14 protein-coding genes, 1 pseudogene and 1 riboswitch are annotated in these 17,320 nt (G+C 44.6%); of the genes and pseudogenes, 5 read left to right on the top strand and 10 right to left on the bottom strand.

Annotation, left to right across the window (positions count from 1 at the left end):
* Window positions 1-10: 10 nt before the first annotated feature.
* The 3 genes and pseudogenes from NKT06_RS17325 to NKT06_RS17335 all read right to left on the bottom strand — a co-directional run bounded on the left by NKT06_RS17325 (window position 11) and on the right by NKT06_RS17335 (window position 2,761).
* Window positions 11-1,804 (bottom strand): serine hydrolase domain-containing protein, encoded by a 1,794-nt coding sequence (locus tag NKT06_RS17325; protein ID WP_253437038.1) that lies wholly within the window; start codon window positions 1,802-1,804, stop codon window positions 11-13.
* A gap of 21 nt (window positions 1,805-1,825) precedes the next feature.
* Window positions 1,826-2,005, bottom strand: a pseudogene (locus tag NKT06_RS17330) (class I SAM-dependent methyltransferase); the annotation flags it as partial.
* A 237-nt stretch (window positions 2,006-2,242) separates the two neighbouring features.
* Window positions 2,243-2,761 (bottom strand): DUF3231 family protein, encoded by a 519-nt coding sequence (locus tag NKT06_RS17335; protein WP_253437041.1) that lies wholly within the window; start codon window positions 2,759-2,761, stop codon window positions 2,243-2,245.
* 255 nt (window positions 2,762-3,016) lie between these two features.
* On the opposite strand from NKT06_RS17335, the gene NKT06_RS17340 reads away from it, so the two are divergent.
* The gene (locus tag NKT06_RS17340) at window positions 3,017-3,862 is read left to right on the top strand and encodes an MBL fold metallo-hydrolase (protein ID WP_253437044.1); all 846 of its coding nucleotides are present in this window, start codon (window positions 3,017-3,019) and stop codon (window positions 3,860-3,862) included.
* Between the two features lie 86 nt (window positions 3,863-3,948).
* Here the strand turns inward: NKT06_RS17340 and NKT06_RS17345 are convergent, their stop codons facing one another.
* On the bottom strand, window positions 3,949-4,158 hold the full coding sequence (locus tag NKT06_RS17345; protein WP_253437047.1) for a hypothetical protein: 210 nt from the start codon (window positions 4,156-4,158) through the stop codon (window positions 3,949-3,951).
* A 144-nt stretch (window positions 4,159-4,302) separates the two neighbouring features.
* Entirely contained in the window at window positions 4,303-5,580 is a 1,278-nt protein-coding gene (locus NKT06_RS17350) for a WD40/YVTN/BNR-like repeat-containing protein (protein WP_253437050.1), read from the bottom strand.
* A 335-nt stretch (window positions 5,581-5,915) separates the two neighbouring features.
* Between NKT06_RS17350 and NKT06_RS17355 the strand changes: the two genes are divergently transcribed.
* Entirely contained in the window at window positions 5,916-6,845 is a 930-nt protein-coding gene (locus tag NKT06_RS17355; RefSeq protein WP_253437053.1) for an L-lactate dehydrogenase, read from the top strand.
* A gap of 276 nt (window positions 6,846-7,121) precedes the next feature.
* On the opposite strand, the gene NKT06_RS17360 is transcribed toward NKT06_RS17355, so the two are convergent.
* From NKT06_RS17360 to NKT06_RS17380, 5 genes are all read right to left on the bottom strand, one after another.
* The gene (locus NKT06_RS17360) at window positions 7,122-8,042 is read right to left on the bottom strand and encodes a tyrosine-type recombinase/integrase (protein WP_253437057.1); all 921 of its coding nucleotides are present in this window, start codon (window positions 8,040-8,042) and stop codon (window positions 7,122-7,124) included.
* Between the two features lie 77 nt (window positions 8,043-8,119).
* Window positions 8,120-9,199 carry a hypothetical protein gene (locus tag NKT06_RS17365; protein WP_253437060.1) on the bottom strand — a complete coding sequence of 360 codons (1,080 nt, stop codon included), beginning with the start codon at window positions 9,197-9,199 and terminating at the stop codon, window positions 8,120-8,122.
* A gap of 260 nt (window positions 9,200-9,459) precedes the next feature.
* Window positions 9,460-10,896 (bottom strand): branched-chain amino acid transporter BcaP, encoded by a 1,437-nt coding sequence (bcaP, locus tag NKT06_RS17370; protein ID WP_253437064.1) that lies wholly within the window; start codon window positions 10,894-10,896, stop codon window positions 9,460-9,462.
* Between the two features lie 521 nt (window positions 10,897-11,417).
* Entirely contained in the window at window positions 11,418-12,785 is a 1,368-nt protein-coding gene (locus NKT06_RS17375) for an amidohydrolase family protein (RefSeq protein ID WP_367399864.1), read from the bottom strand.
* Between the two features lie 120 nt (window positions 12,786-12,905).
* Window positions 12,906-13,457, bottom strand: a complete 552-nt coding sequence (locus NKT06_RS17380; protein ID WP_253437067.1) for a CGNR zinc finger domain-containing protein — start codon at window positions 13,455-13,457, stop codon at window positions 12,906-12,908.
* 144 nt (window positions 13,458-13,601) lie between these two features.
* Between NKT06_RS17380 and NKT06_RS17385 the strand changes: the two genes are divergently transcribed.
* The 3 genes from NKT06_RS17385 (at window position 13,602) to NKT06_RS17395 (ending at window position 17,278) form a co-directional block, all read left to right on the top strand.
* Window positions 13,602-14,102 (top strand): DinB family protein, encoded by a 501-nt coding sequence (locus tag NKT06_RS17385; protein ID WP_253437070.1) that lies wholly within the window; start codon window positions 13,602-13,604, stop codon window positions 14,100-14,102.
* Between the two features lie 84 nt (window positions 14,103-14,186).
* Window positions 14,187-14,340, top strand: a riboswitch (FMN riboswitch).
* Between the two features lie 144 nt (window positions 14,341-14,484).
* Window positions 14,485-15,465 (top strand): DMT family transporter, encoded by a 981-nt coding sequence (locus NKT06_RS17390; RefSeq protein WP_253437073.1) that lies wholly within the window; start codon window positions 14,485-14,487, stop codon window positions 15,463-15,465.
* A gap of 316 nt (window positions 15,466-15,781) precedes the next feature.
* Window positions 15,782-17,278, top strand: coding sequence for an amidase (locus NKT06_RS17395; protein ID WP_253437076.1), 1,497 nt, complete (start codon window positions 15,782-15,784; stop codon window positions 17,276-17,278).
* Window positions 17,279-17,320: the final 42 nt, after the last annotated feature.

A 17,320-nucleotide genomic window follows, 5' to 3' on the forward strand; every position in this document is an offset into this window, starting at 1 on the left:
TAATTTCGCTCTAAAAGTACAAATCCCATCCCATAATAAAAGCAGCAAATAGGAAAGCCGACATGCCAGACATGATGTAAACTACCGTTTGCTTTTTACTGTAATTTCTCTTCAGCAATTTGTAGAACAACAAGACAAGGTACGCCGCTGCTAAAAGCACATAAACCAAGTTGAAGATGAGATGGATGCGTAATGAAGAATAGGGGGAAAAGCCTAAGGCGCGCATGAACAATAAGATCGTATTTAAAATCAATGCTACACTGGTAATATTAATAGCAATATGATACTTATCAAATCCTGTACCGGGTCTTTCCCAGTTTTTTAATTTGTATTTGGATAACCGAATAAAATAGCCAATTATCGCTCTCAAACTGAGTAGGATGGCTACTGCAAGCGCAATAAAAGATGCTTTGATCAAGTTTATCGTCAAGTTGGATACGGGCAAAAAGTCATTATAAGGAACGGAGACCTTCTCAATAGTCCCGTTACGCTCAACAACATTTGCAAAGTTACTAAGGTCAAATGTTGTATACTTCTGCAGACTTAACATCGAATATGCCTTCGTAAAACCGGAAACGACCCGTCGCGCAGGCAGATAATATCCTCCTCTCTCAGATGTAACCGAATTTGTACTGAAGCTACTTCCAAACACCTTCTGGACAAGACCAACGCTATAAGCCATTTCATTTGACTGGTTTGTCATGACCACTAAACCAAAATTAGACTCCGGGTCAATAACAAATTTACTTGTAAATCCCGCCGTACTTCCAGCGTGTTCCAGTGCAGGCACCCAGTACTCTACTTCAAAAAAGCCATGTGCAATTCGAGGATTAGAAGTTCCATCATAATTTAGACTTGGTGACAGCATCTCGTCTAACGTTTCCTTGTTCGCGAATAATAAATTGCTATGATCCACCGGCATTAAGGCTGCGAGAAATTTAGCTGCATCCTCTGCTGTGCCAATGGCGCCCCCCGCAGGGTATAAGCTTATGTATGCTCTGTTCTTAGGGATGAGTTTCAGACTCGTCGTGTACCCTTGAATCTCATTTCTCCTTTTCAAGACGTGTAGATTATCATACTGTGACGGGTGAATCGAAGTGTCTTTCATATTCAGCGGGTTAAATATATGTTCACTGACATATTTATAAAAGGGTTGTCCGCTTTGCACTTCAACGATGTAAGCAGCCATAGCCGTACCATAGTTTGAATAAGCAACGACACTCCCAGGTTTATCGATCTGCCTCGGCTCAAATTTTTGTAAAGCTTCACCTAATTCCACAATATCACTCTCGGATGAATACCATAAATCGATCAATCTATCCTCCCATCCTGCGTTATGATGCATAAGGTTCATTAGGGTAATGGGGGCATCGTATTCAAGCTTCTTTAGAAACCCTTCTGGTAAATATTCATGAATATCGGTATCCAAATCAAGCTTCCCCTGCTCTACAAGTTGCATAACACTCGCCCAGACCAACAGTTTAGAAGTAGAACCCCATTCAAATACAGTAGAGGTGTCTGCCTTATTCTGTTGCTCAAAATCTGCGTAACCATAGGCCTTATTCACAATAGTCACACCGTTCTTAATAGCCACAACTGAAACGGCAGCGGTGTTCTTCTGATTCGTGGCCACATATGAATCAATCGTTTCCTCTAGCGAAGACAACGCAATCCTGGAGGGTGTTGTCTCCACTCGATCTACCTCAGCGCGCGCAGGTACCGCACATGTCATAATGAAAAATAGTAGTGACAGAATACAAGCGATCATTTTAATAAGACCGTGATGTCTTCGTTTAATCTTCATTTGCTGCCCCCTTATTATCTACTATAGTTTTCGTGCCTTTACCACAAAGGTTATAGGGAGCATCTTTGCTTTAGTGGCAAAATCGTCATTTTGCAATTGCATCAATTCATCATCTGAGTCCTCAATGAATTGCTCAATGACAAATCCCGCTTTGCCCAACGCATTCACATAGGTTGATAGTTTACGGTCCGATAGTGGTAGCTTAAATCAATTCCACATTTTGAGAAAATTACCTTAATTATTTCTATAATAACCCATGCTGCACGATTTGCGAAGTACATTTAGAAGCGCATACATTTCATTGTCAGGCGCAGGATGCCTGATTATGTTTCTAATCCGTAACAATAAGTGGTTACTTATTAATCCAGCACCATAATTTATTTTAAAATATAAAAATCCCTGCTAACTTTTATCGTCAGCAGGGATTTTTATAAATTTTTAAACCCCGACAGCTTCCGGTCTTTTCACTTGAAGAGGCGGGGGAATAAGCCAACCTTTTTCTTTACTCATTTGGAGAATACGAAGGCCTAGAGCGGTTTTAGTAACATGATATTTCGCAAATAAGGCTCCGATATCTTCTCTAATGGATTGGCCCATAACTTGACTGCAAGCAACCAATCCCATTGAAGTATCAGAAGCAATACTTGCTGCTATCTCAGGATCTGTAATCCTTGCACCAATAGGAATGTCTTCCAGTTTTACTGGAGGTCTTTCTGGTAAAACTGGTGTGGTAGCAATTCCGTTATCAATTAGGAGAGTATCACACTCTTTGATCTCAAGTTTAGCTTGATCAATTAGAGCTTCCAATATTTTTTTCAATTCTTTATCTCCTGCATGATTAGAAAATGCTTGGTAAAAGGAAAGAGCTCCCTTCGCGACCGTTGAACATTGCCATACGCTGAAGATTTCACCGTAATGCATAGGTTCATTTTTTGGATTGCCACTTAATATTCCCATCAAAACAGCTCCTTCAAATTTTAATTTACCACCAGAAGTATAGTTCCATGTTCATGAGATACATATTCATAAGTAAAAAAATACCGATGGTATAATGGATTCATTTTTTTGCACAGCGACATGCATGTAAAATGCGCTAGTTTTGTCCATTAATTGTTTGATAATCCGCTTGCGGAGGGTACGGAAATCGGATAATTTTAAACTTCTGGGTATACTACAGCAAGTCAATTCAACAACGTTAAGGAGGATGAGCTAATGAAAGAAGAATTGAATTACGGTACCGACTATAAGTTTATCCCTGTAACTTCAGTGGGAAGTGGTGTAGGGACTGAAATATTACCTGATTTATTTTGCTACACGATCCAAATTGTAAATATCTGTTTAGTAGGTAACCCCGAATCTGGCGAGTTCGTTTTAGTAGATGCCGGAATGCCAAAGTCAGCAAATGAAATAATTTCTGTCATTGAGGAACGTTTCGGTGCAAACAGCCGCCCCAAAGCAATTATTTTGACCCATGGACACTTTGATCATGTCGGAGGGGTGATCGAACTTGTCAAACACTGGGGAGTTCCGGTTTATGCACATCCGTTAGAGCTCCCCTTCCTCACAGGGGTAAAAAACTACCCGGAACCAGACCCTACGGTTGAAGGTGGTTTGGTAGCGAAAATCTCCCCATCTTTTCCCAATGATCCAATAAACCTTGGAAGTCATGTACAAACGTTACCCCCGAACGGAAGTGTACCCCATATGCCAGGATTTAAATGGATTCATACCCCAGGACATTCTCCCGGTCATGTTTCGTTGTTTAGGGAAAGTGACGGAGCGTTAATTGCAGGTGACGCTTTCGCTACTGTAAAACAAGAGTATATGTATAAAGTATTGAATCAAGAATTGGAGATCAGTGGACCGCCTCGCTATTTAACAACAGATTGGGAAGCTGCAAAGCAATCTGTTGTCAAACTTGAGAGTTTAAAGCCATTGGTTGCTGTAACTGGCCATGGAATACCGATGTCTGGTGAATTACTAACAACAAGCCTGAGAAAACTGGTTAATGAATTTGACCGCATTGCCGTACCGGATTATGGAAAGTACGTAAACTAATTTTTCTACTCGAGTTTAAAAAAAAGAAAGCCCCCTGTTGGGGGCAAAACGTTGATATATCAGCTTTTTTTGATCAGTTTCGATTACTAAGCGTACATTAGATCCATAAACCCGCGGGTTACATCTCCACCTTCAGCTGGTTCGGGCTGGTCTGCCTGTGCATGTTCTGCCATACAAGCCTTCACCGCTTCCTCTGTTGTACAACGATTGGCATCGTCACATGTGTAGCATAATTGAAGCATATATCTAGTTAATTCTTCCGCCTGCGTGAATTGAGTTTGACCGTTGGTTCTCATCTTCATCACTCCTTCTCTTGTTGAGTTAAATATATCATCTTTTAGATATTATAATTGTGATTTATTTCACATTCTCAATCAAAAAGAAAGAAACCCTACGGCTCCTCACTTTCCCTATCTATTCACATCGATACCACTCTACATTTATAGCACTTTCCAGTGTACACCGCCGTCCATCGTTTGCAGTAACAACGATCTTTTTGCATCCGTATTTTCAACTAATATCCAGCCTAGCTTGGAGGTAACCATCTGAATCTTCACAATCTCAGGATAGTCTTCGAAAATTTTCTCCAGTACACTGCTTGCAGGAAGAGCGTTCCATGTTTTGCCCGCATCCTTGGTGTGGTAGGTTATGCCCTTCTGCACAGCCCAACCTTCTAATGCGTTCAGGAATACTGGTGAAAGGTTACGATTTGCACCCGTTTGTTTATTCAACGTGAAATTGGACACCTTCCAGCTCTTTCCACCATCTGTGGTGAAAAAACCATTAAATTTCGTGCTCTCGCCTTGAGAGCAGGACATTGACATCCAGGCTGACTGTGCTTCACGTCCAAAAAATTGGGGTGAACTGATACTGAAATTACCACACCCGTTGAATTTGTTTCGATCAAAGAAAGATGGTCCAGCATTCCAGTTCTCTCCGCCGTCTGAGGTAACATACAACTTCGGTGTACCGAATTCCATGGCTGTCAGGAAACCATGTTTCGGATCCGAGAAAGTCATACCTGTGGTGTAACCACGTCTGGAGATCTCTTCTGCTTCCTGTTTACTATCTTCATCACTGGATGACATCCGATCCCAGGTAATTCCACCGTCCTCGGTGAAGTACAGTTTCTTGTCCTGTTTACCAATAGCGGTATCCACCGTGGTAAGTATCCAGCCTTTTTCAGGAGATACAAAGGAGATCGCTGTCACTTTATCCGTCTTGGACAGAGAAGACAGACTCCAAGTTACGCCCCCATTGTTGGTGCGAAGCACCATGGTATCGGTTCCACCCATACCTTCACGAACAATCCAACCATGTGTACGATCTACAAAATAAATGCTTTGTCCATATTTAGGGTTAGCCGGAAATTGTACATTTTCCGAGGGTGATACATTGGTCCAGGTCTTTCCCTGATCCTGAGTATAGTACAGGCGCAACGCATTCCGCGTCACCCCCCACGCCAATCCTCCGTTGTCATTGAGCAACTGAAAATCGGTCAAACGGGTCTGTATTTGGTACTTGGCCATATCTGCAGATTCAGTACTGTTCACAGGGGGAACGACAGTTAATGTCTGCCCTGTATTCCCGGCGTCCTCCTGCTGCTGCGGAGGTTCTGCTACCGGAGGTTGATCTGAGTCGGTGCATGCAGCCAATAAGGCTGCTATACCTATAGACAGCAATGCTGTCTGCGCGATTTTGATCCATTGCAAACGCAAGTGGGTTCCACCTCTCTCATCCAATATACAGGCGCGCATGCCTGTCCTATGGCATTTTATTTACGATTCATCAGAATCCACTGCTCCTATTCTACCACAAACCTTGTGTAAAAGGCTCATTGCCCACTCGTGGGCATGCCGTTCCCTGTTCCATCTCCTACTCCGGCTTAAATGTCGCACATTTATTACCATTAATTTCATCCTAAACTGTTTTTCGACGGAATAATTGGTAAAAAGACATGAAATGTGAACTATTTTATAGACAACACTCGCTTTCTATTCTCTAATCCCTTAATATGGATGGGAGTATAACCCAAAAAGGAGAGGATATGAACATGACAAATAGTGCAGCTCTGAAACCAAGTCGTGTCGTGATTGTAGGCATGGGTGCGGTGGGAACAACAACGGGATACACGCTAATGTTGAGACAGCGTTCGTCCGAGTTGGTATTTGTGGATGTGAATCATGATAAGGCAACCGGCGAAATGCTGGATATGAACCACGGTCTTCCGTTTACGGGTGGCGTGAAAGTATGGGCTGGCGATTATTCCGACTGCAAAGATGCAGATATCATTATTATTACAGCAGGTGCTTCCCAGAAACCAGGCGAGACCCGGATTGATCTGCTGAAGAAAAATGCAAGCATTTTCAAAGAAATTATTGAGCGTATTACTGAAGTGAATTCTCATGGTATTTTGTTAATCGCAACGAATCCTGTAGATATTCTGTCCTATACTTCATGGAAACAAAGCGGATGGCCGGCTTCTCGTGTCATTGGTTCAGGTACATTGCTCGATAGCGCACGTTTCCGTTACCTCATTGGTAAGAACAAAGGGATCGACCCACGTAGTATTCACGCCCACATTATTGGTGAGCATGGGGATTCCGAAGTACCTGTATGGAGCCTGGCTAACGTTGCAGGAACAGATCTGGAACTGGATGAAGAGACACAGCAGGATATCTTCGACCGTACCAAAAATGCAGCGTATGAGATTATTAATGCCAAAGGCGCAACTTCCTATGCAATCGCCCTTGCTCTGGACCGCATTGTAGCTGCAATTCTCGGCAACGAAGGCTCCGTTCTGAACGTGTCCACGTTGCTTGAAGATTACAATGGCGTATCGGATGTTTATCTGGGCGTTCCATGCGTTGTCGATCGCAACGGTGTGCGCGAGATTCTGCCTCTTCCGTTGAATGAAACCGAGAAAGTGGCTTTCCAGGCGTCTGCTAACAAATTAAAAGAACAGATCGCTGGATTGGAGTAATCTAGCCACGCAGTCATTCATATCGTGAACGATTAAGCATGTTAACCGTTGTAAATTAACATATCTGTCATACCCAAAGGGACCATTGGTATCTTCCAGAGAAGATTCAGATGGTCCCCTTTGGTTTGATTTTGATTATAACTATGATTGTGATTGTTTAAATAATAGGTTTACATAATATATATTATGTTCAAAATACACCCTCCACATGAAAACAAATAAAAGCCTGTCCCTAGGACAGACTTCTCTTCAGATTAAATAAGCGTTATTTACTTCTTAATATGTCGGAAGTTTAACGTCAAGCAGAGCCATAGCCTCTTCTTTCTCCCTACTGGTGACATGTGTATAGACAGTTGTCGTTTGAATCGATGCATGACCGAGCAGCTCCTGCACCGTACGCAAGTCGGCTCCACGCCGTAACATCATGGTCGCGAAAGAGTGACGCAGCTTATGACTGGAGTAGTTTTGACGTTGGTTAGCTGGTGATTCTTGCTGGAAACGTTCAAAGGTTTCCGTTGATATGAGCTGAATGCTGCGAATCGACAGTCTCTTTCCTTTTTGCGAGACAAACAGTGCTTCCTCTTTCGGTCGCCAAGGTTCCAAACGCTCAGCCATAGCTTGAGACAATACGTTTGCCACGGTCTCCGGTACAGGTAGCGAGCGCCATTTACGACCTTTACCAAATACATCCAATGTACGCCGCTCCGCATTATAGTCTTTGCAATCCAAAGCATGCACTTCTCCAACCCGTAATCCCATATACCCCATCAGCAGAAAAACAGCCAGATTGCGTGTGCGATACTTGCCTTCTACCGACTCCAGGAAACGTGTCAAACCACTTTCATCAAGGAAAACGGGCGCACGGTTTTTCTCGGTTTTGGATTTTTTAATGCCAAAAGCCGGATTATTCGTTAACAATTCGAGTTCAATGAGGGACTTGTAAAAACAGTTCACCGCCGCATGTTTGCGATTTCTCGTGGCATCACTAACCCCACGCTCCCTGGCACGGGACAGAAAAGACAGCACATGCAGCTTTTTGACCTGCTCCAGTGACTTTCCTTGAATGGAGATCAGGAATTCCACCACGTCACCCGTGTATGATTTTACCGTATGGCCTGTATATCCGGCGTCCTTCATCCATATGTGAAAAGCTTCTAGCTCCTCCGCATATTGCTCCTGGATCTCCTCAGTCATCATCTGTCTAAGTCACCTCGATTCGGTTAAAATTGGCTAAGATTATTTACAATTTATATATTTATTATAAAGTAGGGCTTCTATACTTCATCTACAATGACAACGTCAATCAGCGGAAGGATCGCTTCGGGTTTGCCTTGACTGCGCGTAAGTACAAACGATGGCAATGGATTCTCATGCAGCCCATTCACGGATTCACAGATCTGAGTATACAGATCTATATTCAACGTCTCACCTTCACCATCCACATCTATAACAGGCCAATCTTTTCGAACACATGCAGGCCAGTAAGCCAGTTCATTCGCGGGCACGATACTTAATTGCTGAATGGACGGATCAATATGGTAGATCCCTTGCCGTTCAGGTTCATCGCCCAGCTTGTCCACGGCAAGTATTCGAGCAGACTGCTCATCTGGTGCAGAATAGAGTGAATAACACCACGGAGTCACGCCCCAGGCAATCGCCATCAGCCCCTCTTCCAGCAACGTATCCGACAGTTCCCCTTCCGCAAATTGTTCAATTAGATTATGGTTACCCGGTCCAATCAGTTCTTCTACACGCTTAGCGAGCCGAGACAGGTCAGCAAGAATGAAGCCTCCTCTGCCATAGGAGTCAAATACATGATGGTTTCTGCTCCACACAGCTTGAGATGGTGAATTCAACGACGCTGCTTCTGCCGGGAAAAGCGATATATATACGGTAATTACCTGCGCGTACTTAACCATGGCAATCTGCTCAGGTTCGAGCGTGCCTTCAGCAATACGGGGTGTTTTCATATGTAGGGAGATTCGAAGTTCGTATTCCCCTTCTGTAAATGCTGACCAACCCAGATTAACAGGGTGTTCAACGCCTTCAATAGAAGCAATCGAGATCGTGCTATCTGCTTTCAGGTTAACAGCATAGTGCACATATGCTAGCTCCTGACCATAGATGATATGGGCATCCTGACGATTGACTGGTGAATCCAACTGTTGTGCAATGACAGATACTTTACGTCCATCCTTCAGAAGGCGCTGCGGATCAATATCCAACTGTATGGTTTGTGAATCCTCTAAATGTGAAACAAGCAATTGTGCATCTGCAAGTACGGCTGAGTCAGCTAGTGCAAATCCAAAAGCTGCATTTTGATGATCTGAATTCGTATGTAATGGTGTGTTCATGATACATCCCCTCTCTTCTGTCTGATGGCATGTCACATCCCCAAATATATTTCATATTTGGCTTAGCCGCAACCCCGGCCCCTTGATTATGTTGGTTACGTCCCTTATTACTTACCCATATATGAAGAAAATACCAACCTTTCCCTTCTGTTATCACCCTTTATCTTTCTATATAAAAAAAATCCCCATCCCGCTTCGCCTAAGCGATACGAAATGAGGAAAAATGAAGATGTTCTCGGTTAAAGACGTTCTCGACTAATCTATTTATCCTTCGCTCTGAAAGCACTGGAGATCCGGCGTGCCGGATTCAGATGACTGTAATGGCGTCCATACGCAAAGTAGATAATCAATCCGATGATCAACCACGCAAAAAACGTAATCCATGTCAGCGCTGCAAGGCGTGTCATCAAGTACACACAACCCAAGGCACTCAGAATCGGAATGAGTGGCACAAGTGGAACGCGAAAGCCGCGTTTAAGATCAGGGTTATTTTTACGCAACACGATAATGCCCAGACTTACGACTGCAAAAGCAAACAACGTTCCGATGTTCGTAAGCTCCGCCAGATGTCCCAGCGAGATGAACCCGGAGAACAAAGCGACGATAATGCCTGCAACCCATGTCCCTACAGCTGGTGTCTGACTTTTACCACTAACCTTGGAGAAGACCGGTGACAGCAGTCCGTCACGAGACATGGAATAGAGCAGACGTGTCTGACCATACATCATGACCAGCAATACGGTCGTAATGCCGGCAATCGCTCCAAGAGATACAATCCAGGACAATCCCTTCAATTGCACAAATTCAAATGCAAACGCAACCGGATCACTGACATTCAACATGTTATACGGCACGATGCCTGTGAGGATCAATGATACAACGATGTAGAGAACGGTACAGATCGCCAGTGACGCAATAATTCCAATCGGCAAATCCCGTTGTGGCCGCTTAACTTCTTCTGCCGCTGTGGAGACCGCATCAAATCCGATGTAAGCAAAGAATACGGTTGCTGCTCCCGCAGTTACACCGGAGATGCCAAAAGGCAAGAAAGGCTGCCAGTTGGTCGGTTCTACATAGAAAACACCTACACCAATGAAGATCAGCACCACAATGATTTTAATCGCTACCATGATACCGTTCGCACGAGCCGCTTCTTTCACCCCTCGGGTGAGCAAGAAAGTGATGATTAGAGTAATGACCGCAGCCGTGATGTCAAAATAGGTTCCCTTTTCCGGGCTGAACGCACTCGTTAGCGCATGGGGTAACTCCAAACCGAATCCGGATAACAACGTTTGGAAATATCCAGACCATCCGCTGGCTACCGCCGCACTCGCGAATCCATATTCCAATATCAGATCCCATCCCAGAATCCAGGCAATCACTTCGCCAAAAGCCGTATAACTATACGTGTACGCACTACCCGATGCCGGTATGCTTGAGGCAAACTCCGAGTAACACAATGCAGCGAAGGCACATATGATACCTGCCAGCAAAAATGACAGTACAAGACCCGGGCCAGCATACGTTGCGGCAGCTACACCGGTCAGCACAAAAATCCCGGTACCAATAATAGCGCCCACCCCAAGTGTGGTTAAGTCCAAGGGACCGAGCGCCCGTTTTAATGCACTGCTGTTATCGCCCTCCGACGCAATTGGTTTTTTACGAAATAATGAAGATCGATGTTCATTCTCACGCATAGTCATGTTCCTCTCGTCATGAATCTTGAATGTGCTATGGATGTAGCAGAGATTAAATGGTTTCCCATCTGTTCTATGAAAAAGTCATTTGTTCTATCTTATCGATCACCTATAAAAACCTATCGAATTCTACACGTTATCGCGTTGCTTGGTTAAATTTATTTTTAAGGATCTCTTATTTTGTTCTTTTTTCGCGAAAATTATCATGAACTGTTGCACGGGGTTGAATATGAAAATCGATTTAAAACTAAACTGCGTATAATTTATATTATGCGCAGTTTTTAGTAGCCTTATTTTCTATAAAAAACAACTAAATTACCTTGTTATATGAAGGCAAGAGAATGAGAGCTTTTTTCGTCTTTTTCCGCTGTCCCTTCCTCCCTTATCCTGTCTAATTCGACGATATGAAGGCATGTAAAAGAGCCACATCGCATGATATGGCTCTTCCTTTCCTCTTTATACAGCTAGAGGTGTATATGAAAATACGAAGTAACTATTTCTGGTTTTTATGAAAAAGCGAATTAGGAAAAAGCAATTCTCTCCGCGTCCGACATCCGGTATTGGGATAACAAATATTCTTGGCTCTGCATCGCTGTATGACGAATAGCGTCCAAATCAACATGCAACAACTTACCCTCTCGCTTCACAAGGCGACCTGCCACAAACACGGTATCCACATTGGATGGATTGGCGAACTGAACGACAGCGCCGATTGGATCATGGACGGGGAACAGATTCAGATCCGTAGTACGAATCATGATCAGATCTGCTTCTTTTCCCGGGGTCAATGTACCGACCTTCTGCTCTAATCCCAATGCTTGTGCACCAGCCGAAGTTGCAAATCTCAGTACTTGGCTGGACTGCAAGTTCAATTCACCTGGCATCTCACCCTGCTGCAAAAGTTGTTCGTTGGCTCTGGATCGTTCAGCCTGAAGTGCAAACTTCATCTGTGAGAACATATCTCCGCCTGTAGACGTTACAACATCTACACCTAGTGTAGGGGTTCCCCCATGTTCAAGAAAATAGCCGGTGGCCGGATATCCATGCCCCATCATCATTTCAACTTCAGGTGTGACCGACAAGGAAGCACCGCTATCTGCCAGCATTTTGTATTCATCCATGCCCATGGTGTTACCATGAACGATATTCACTCGTGGACTTAATAGTCCCGCTTCGTACATGTGACTAATAGACCGATCCACAGATCCCCAACTGCCAAATCCGGCATGCATGGAACAGATCGCATCCAGTTCTTGTGCTAGTTCGATCTCTTTCACCGTTGTATCCCAATGACTGAACTCCGGACCACGAATGGCAAGCCCATAAGTAAGCAATTGATCCCGTGATGAAAAATAACGTTCTTTGACTCTTCGCACATCATTTGAATATGTCAGTTGACTATCTCGGTTCCAGTAGTTCGTCTCACCAGGAACTCCATGAGCAAATACTGCCCGAATGCCAGCATCCTGAAGTCCACGAATCAGTTCATCCGTATGGTCAGGGGAATACGGCATGCTCCAATCCATTACTGTCGTCACTCCTGCGTTAAGCGCTTCCAAGGAACCGAGCAGGTTGGCAATATAACTATCTTGTGGGCGGAGCTTGCTTCCCATCGCACCATAATAGAGATTTTGCAAATAAACTGGTAACGACCAGTTGGTTCCCGCTGTTTTGACAAGTGATTCCCACATATGCCGATGCGTGTCCACCAGCCCAGGCATAATAATCATCGATGAAGCATCAATGATCTCCGCATCCGGAATATCCAGGTCGGGCTGGATTGCCATGATCAGTGAATCCTGAATCAGAACGTCCGCCCTCTTATACTGTCCAATTTTAGCATCCATCGACAACACACAGCCATTTTTCAACAGATAACTTGTCCGCACAAGACACATCTCCCATCTATTTTGGTTTGAAAGACGATCACATCCTGCTTACAAATCTGTACTGCTTCTGACTATTTTTTCGCTAGTATATATACATTATATAGTTATTGTTAGTATTTATCAATTTTGGAATTTGCGTTTTGCCCGAAATCTTCTAACCTTCATCAGATTGCCACACATCTTATCATCACAGTACTTCTGTGTTCTGCTTCGGGTATCATCATAGAACATCCAGCGACAATCCGAATTATCACAGATTCGAATCCTGCCCGCTTCTCCCTCCACCAAAGTCGTAGCAAAGTCAGCAGCTACCTCAGCCATCACCTGATGCCAATGAGCTTCCACAGCTACCAGTTGGAGTTTCAGTTCCTGATCAATTGTAGTCAATGTTCTTCTCACATGCCCTTTTTCCATAACACCGTTCAACCATTGTTTTTCTAAATCCGTTAATAATGCTCCTGAAGACACGCGGGCTCCAAGAGCCATCAATTCATTTCTGAAATTTCTCATCGAGAACTCATCTTCTGGAGATGCAGGAACCGAGGCGTTAAGTTGCCATCGATCCAGAAAGTCTTGCTGCCAGTTCGCCTTCCCGAGCCTGTCCTCCGATCGATCTCCCCCACGCCAGTCGTGATAATCGCTGTTTACAAAATCAGTCCAAAGTCTGTCCATGTTTACCTCCGTTTAGTGTAACTATCTTAATTCAATAAAGATGGTTACATTCTGTCTTTGATGTGTTATATTAAGTGTAACCTCATTAATCAGTTTTAGCTAGTTACATCATACATCACAATGATACTTAAGGAGGAAACGACAATGACGAAAACAACAGCACTAGATGTGTTACTTATTCAAAAGGATGATACATGGGATCAATGCAATTGGATTGTACCTTTGTCGAAGTCTTTGGAAGGTCTTACAGCAGAGCAAGCCGCCTGGATTCCACCCGCAGGAGGATTAAGCATCTGGCAGTTGGTTAACCATATGTATTATTACAATCATCGCTTATTATGTCGCATGCAAGGTAAAGAGCCTACCCTCCCTGCTGTAGACTCCAATGAATACACGTTTGGCAATCCTGGAGATGCAACGGATGAAGACGGATGGAATACACTGATGAAGAGTACAACTCGATTAGCCCAACAATTGCGAGATCAATTAGCTGCACTCGAAGAGTCAGAACTTGAAGCTGCTTATATGGACTCCAAAGAGAAATGGGCACACGAACTTGCCCGCTGGATCCTTCACGATGCCTATCACGCAGGTCAGATCGTGCTCCTTCGCAGACAGCAAGGAAGCTGGAAAATCGTTTTCTAAAAAAAATGCTTGAACTGCTAGCGCTTACAGGAATAAGATGAACTTATTAATGTTACAGCTTGTTCAACACACTATATAATTGAATAGGATCTTCGGGGTAGGGTGCAATTCCCAACCGGCGGTGATGTTCTTCGGAACCAGCCCGCGACTCGCTATTTGTTCTTAAAGAAGGACATTTAGCGACTGACTTGGTGTGAATCCAAGGCCGACGGTACAGTCCGGATGAGAGAAGATCAACACATTGACATGCCGTTCATGGAAAGGCCTCTTTCCTGACGCATGTCCTTGGATGAGCCCCCGTTTATTTGGTATATACCGAAACGGGGGCTTTTGTCGATTTTGCCAACTGAAGATTCCGTGTTCTGACGAAGGAGTCCTGAATATGGAAAAGACATCAGCAGCATCACCTGTTTACCGCAAGGAGCGAAGTAATACCGGATTCTGGCTTGTAGTTCTAGGCGCCGCCTTATGGGGTGTCGACCCACTCTTCCGCATTATTTTGCTAAACACGATGACATCCACGCAGATTGTACTGGTGGAACATATCATTGTCAGTCTGATTGCCATTCCTGTGCTGTGGAAATTTCGGGCTGATCTGAAAAACCTGCGCGCTCGCCACTGGATTGCCGTGATCTTTATCTCATGGGGTGGTTCAGCACTCGCAACGGTGTTGTTCACCATGGCACTTACGCATAATGATCCGAACACGGTGCTTTTATTGCAAAAAATGCAACCACTCTTCGCTATCGTGCTGGCTAAACTGTTATTGAAAGAAACGTTGCCACGTCGCTTCGGTGGATTGTTCTTCATCGCATTAGCAGGAACGTACCTGCTTACATTTGGCTTCACATTGCCATTAGGTAACTGGGACAACTGGATTCATGCTGGAAGCTTGTTATCCCTTGGTGCTGCTGCCTTATGGGGAGGTTCAACCGTTATGGGACGATTGATGCTGGGACAGGCGCGTTACGAAACCGTCACCTCCCTTCGCTTTGTCGTTGCGCTCCCGCTCCTGATCTTTATGACATGGAACGAAGGTGCGGCATGGACATTTCCGTCCGGAACGGGTGAACAGACTGCTGTGATCCTCAACATTCTCGGTCAGGCATTGTTACCAGGTTTGCTCAGTCTTCTGTTGTATTACAAAGGTCTGTCGTCAACCAAAGCTTCTGTTGCAACTCTTGCAGAACTCAGCTTCCCGATGGCAGGTGTGTTGGTGAACTGGATTGCTTTCCGTACGCTAATTACATGGGAGCAGCTGCTTGGTTTTATCTTAATCTGGGTTGCCCTCTTTGCCATTTCCAAACAGCAGGAACGATCATCAACTGCGGCGGATGCGGCACCAAAGCTGCGAACAGAGTAAGGTAATATCCTAGCATCACATATAAATCAATAATCGAATTTTAAAATAAAACCATTGTACATCGTATTAGATGAGCAATGGTTTTTTCATTTCCATTCCATTAATATTACACGATCATTTTCTCAATGAGTAATATGGCTATTAACCCTCTGCTTTATTTTGATATCGCAACTCCTCCCTCTTTTCCATTCGACCTCATACCGAATATGCAAATCATCGCACTACGTCTCTTCTATGTTTTGTCTTTTGTCTAATCCGGTGGTACGATGACATATGGAATAAACAGATGAATTATATTCAGAGAGGAACGATCATAATGTCTTCATTCTCATATACCTCACACGACGCCGTAGGTTTGGCTGAACTGATTCGATCCCGGGAAGTATCCCCGGTTGAATTGCTGGAAGCGGCGTTTGCACGCCTTGAAGAAGTGAATCCGCAACTTAATGCAGTTATTCGTACATATGAAAATCGCGCACGGGAGGAAGCCAGTTTAGTTCGCCCTGGAGAACAACCTTTTGCCGGTGTGCCCCTGCTCCTGAAAGATATCTCTCAATCCTTGGAAGGTGAATTTCTCACTTCAGGCTCCCGTCTGTTCAGCGAGCATCGGGCATTACGTAATTCCAACTTTGTCACTAGACTCCGTGATGCGGGTTTTCTCATCATAGGACATACGAATACGCCCGAGTTTGGCTTGAAAAATATTACGGAGCCCCGCCTCCATGGTCCAAGTCGCAATCCCTGGAATATCAATCACTCTCCAGGTGGATCAAGCGGTGGTGCCGCTGCCGCTGTAGCTTCGGGTATTGTTCCTCTGGCCGGAGCCAGTGACGGAGGCGGTTCGATTCGTATCCCGGCTTCCTTTAGCGGACTGTTTGGATTGAAGCCAACTCGTGGGCGCACACCTGTAGGACCGGGAGTTGGTCGTCAATGGCAAGGCGCATCGATTGATTTCGCCCTCTCTCGCTCGGTTCGGGACAGTGCTGCATTGCTTGATACCTTACAAGTCATACAGCCTGAAGCTGCGTTTCATGCGCCACTCTTTCCGGGCAGTTACTTGGCAGATATGAGCTATCCACATCAACGCAAACTGAAAATTGCATACACAACGGATTCGCCTGTAGGTACACCCGTCAGTGCAGAAGCCAAAGAGTCTGTATTCAAGCTCGTTCGCTGGTTGGAAGAACAAGGTCATTATGTTGAAGAAAAGCTGAGTCCAGTCAACGGAGTTAGATTGATGGAGAACTATTACATGATGAACAGTGGAGAGATGGCCGCGATGATTTCTACCATGGAACGATCCATGGGCCGCGCTCTGACCTCCGATGATATGGAGATTGAATCCTGGGTTCTGGCTGAAGCTGGCAAAAAGGTGTCCGCCGCGGAATTTGTACATAGCTTAGCTGAATGGGATGTAGCCGCAGCTCAGATGTCCACCTTGTTTGAGCGTTATGACTTCTACGTCACACCTGTTAATGCTTTTCCTGCGCCTAAGATTGGGGAACTAACACCTCATGACGAACAGATCCGTAATCTGATGCGGATTAGTGAGTTGGACAAGACCCAGCAGCAACAACTCATCTATGAAATGTTTGAGCCCAGTCTTACGTATACACCTTTCACCCAGCTTGCGAATCTGACTGGCCAGCCTGCGATAAGTATACCTCTGCATATCACACCTGGAGGTTTGCCAATGGGTGTACAAGTGATGGCAACCAAGGGACGTGAAGATTGGTTATTACATCTGGCTGCACAGCTTGAACAATCAGATCTCTGGATCGGGATGAAAGGTAATCCACTATTCCCAGCATGAAAACTTCATCTGTTCCGCATACTGAAAGCAAAAAGTAGCGGA

Source organism: Paenibacillus sp. 1781tsa1 (genome assembly GCF_024159265.1).
In the GTDB taxonomy this organism is placed as follows: Bacteria; Bacillota; Bacilli; order Paenibacillales; family Paenibacillaceae; genus Paenibacillus.

Excerpts from the sequence above, each read along its gene's own strand:
- NKT06_RS17325 (WP_253437038.1), bottom strand. The coding sequence starts at position 1,804 with ATGAAGATTAAACGAAGACATCACGGTCTTATTAAAATGATCGCTTGT.
- NKT06_RS17335 (WP_253437041.1), bottom strand. The coding sequence starts at position 2,761 with ATGGGAATATTAAGTGGCAATCCAAAAAATGAACCTATGCATTACGGT.
- NKT06_RS17340 (WP_253437044.1), top strand. The coding sequence starts at position 3,017 with ATGAAAGAAGAATTGAATTACGGTACCGACTATAAGTTTATCCCTGTA.
- NKT06_RS17345 (WP_253437047.1), bottom strand. The coding sequence starts at position 4,158 with ATGAGAACCAACGGTCAAACTCAATTCACGCAGGCGGAAGAATTAACT.
- NKT06_RS17355 (WP_253437053.1), top strand. The coding sequence starts at position 5,916 with ATGACAAATAGTGCAGCTCTGAAACCAAGTCGTGTCGTGATTGTAGGC.
- NKT06_RS17360 (WP_253437057.1), bottom strand. The coding sequence starts at position 8,042 with ATGATGACTGAGGAGATCCAGGAGCAATATGCGGAGGAGCTAGAAGCT.
- NKT06_RS17365 (WP_253437060.1), bottom strand. The coding sequence starts at position 9,199 with ATGAACACACCATTACATACGAATTCAGATCATCAAAATGCAGCTTTT.
- bcaP (WP_253437064.1), bottom strand. The coding sequence starts at position 10,896 with ATGCGTGAGAATGAACATCGATCTTCATTATTTCGTAAAAAACCAATT.
- NKT06_RS17380 (WP_253437067.1), bottom strand. The coding sequence starts at position 13,457 with ATGGACAGACTTTGGACTGATTTTGTAAACAGCGATTATCACGACTGG.
- NKT06_RS17385 (WP_253437070.1), top strand. The coding sequence starts at position 13,602 with ATGACGAAAACAACAGCACTAGATGTGTTACTTATTCAAAAGGATGAT.
- NKT06_RS17390 (WP_253437073.1), top strand. The coding sequence starts at position 14,485 with ATGGAAAAGACATCAGCAGCATCACCTGTTTACCGCAAGGAGCGAAGT.
- NKT06_RS17395 (WP_253437076.1), top strand. The coding sequence starts at position 15,782 with ATGTCTTCATTCTCATATACCTCACACGACGCCGTAGGTTTGGCTGAA.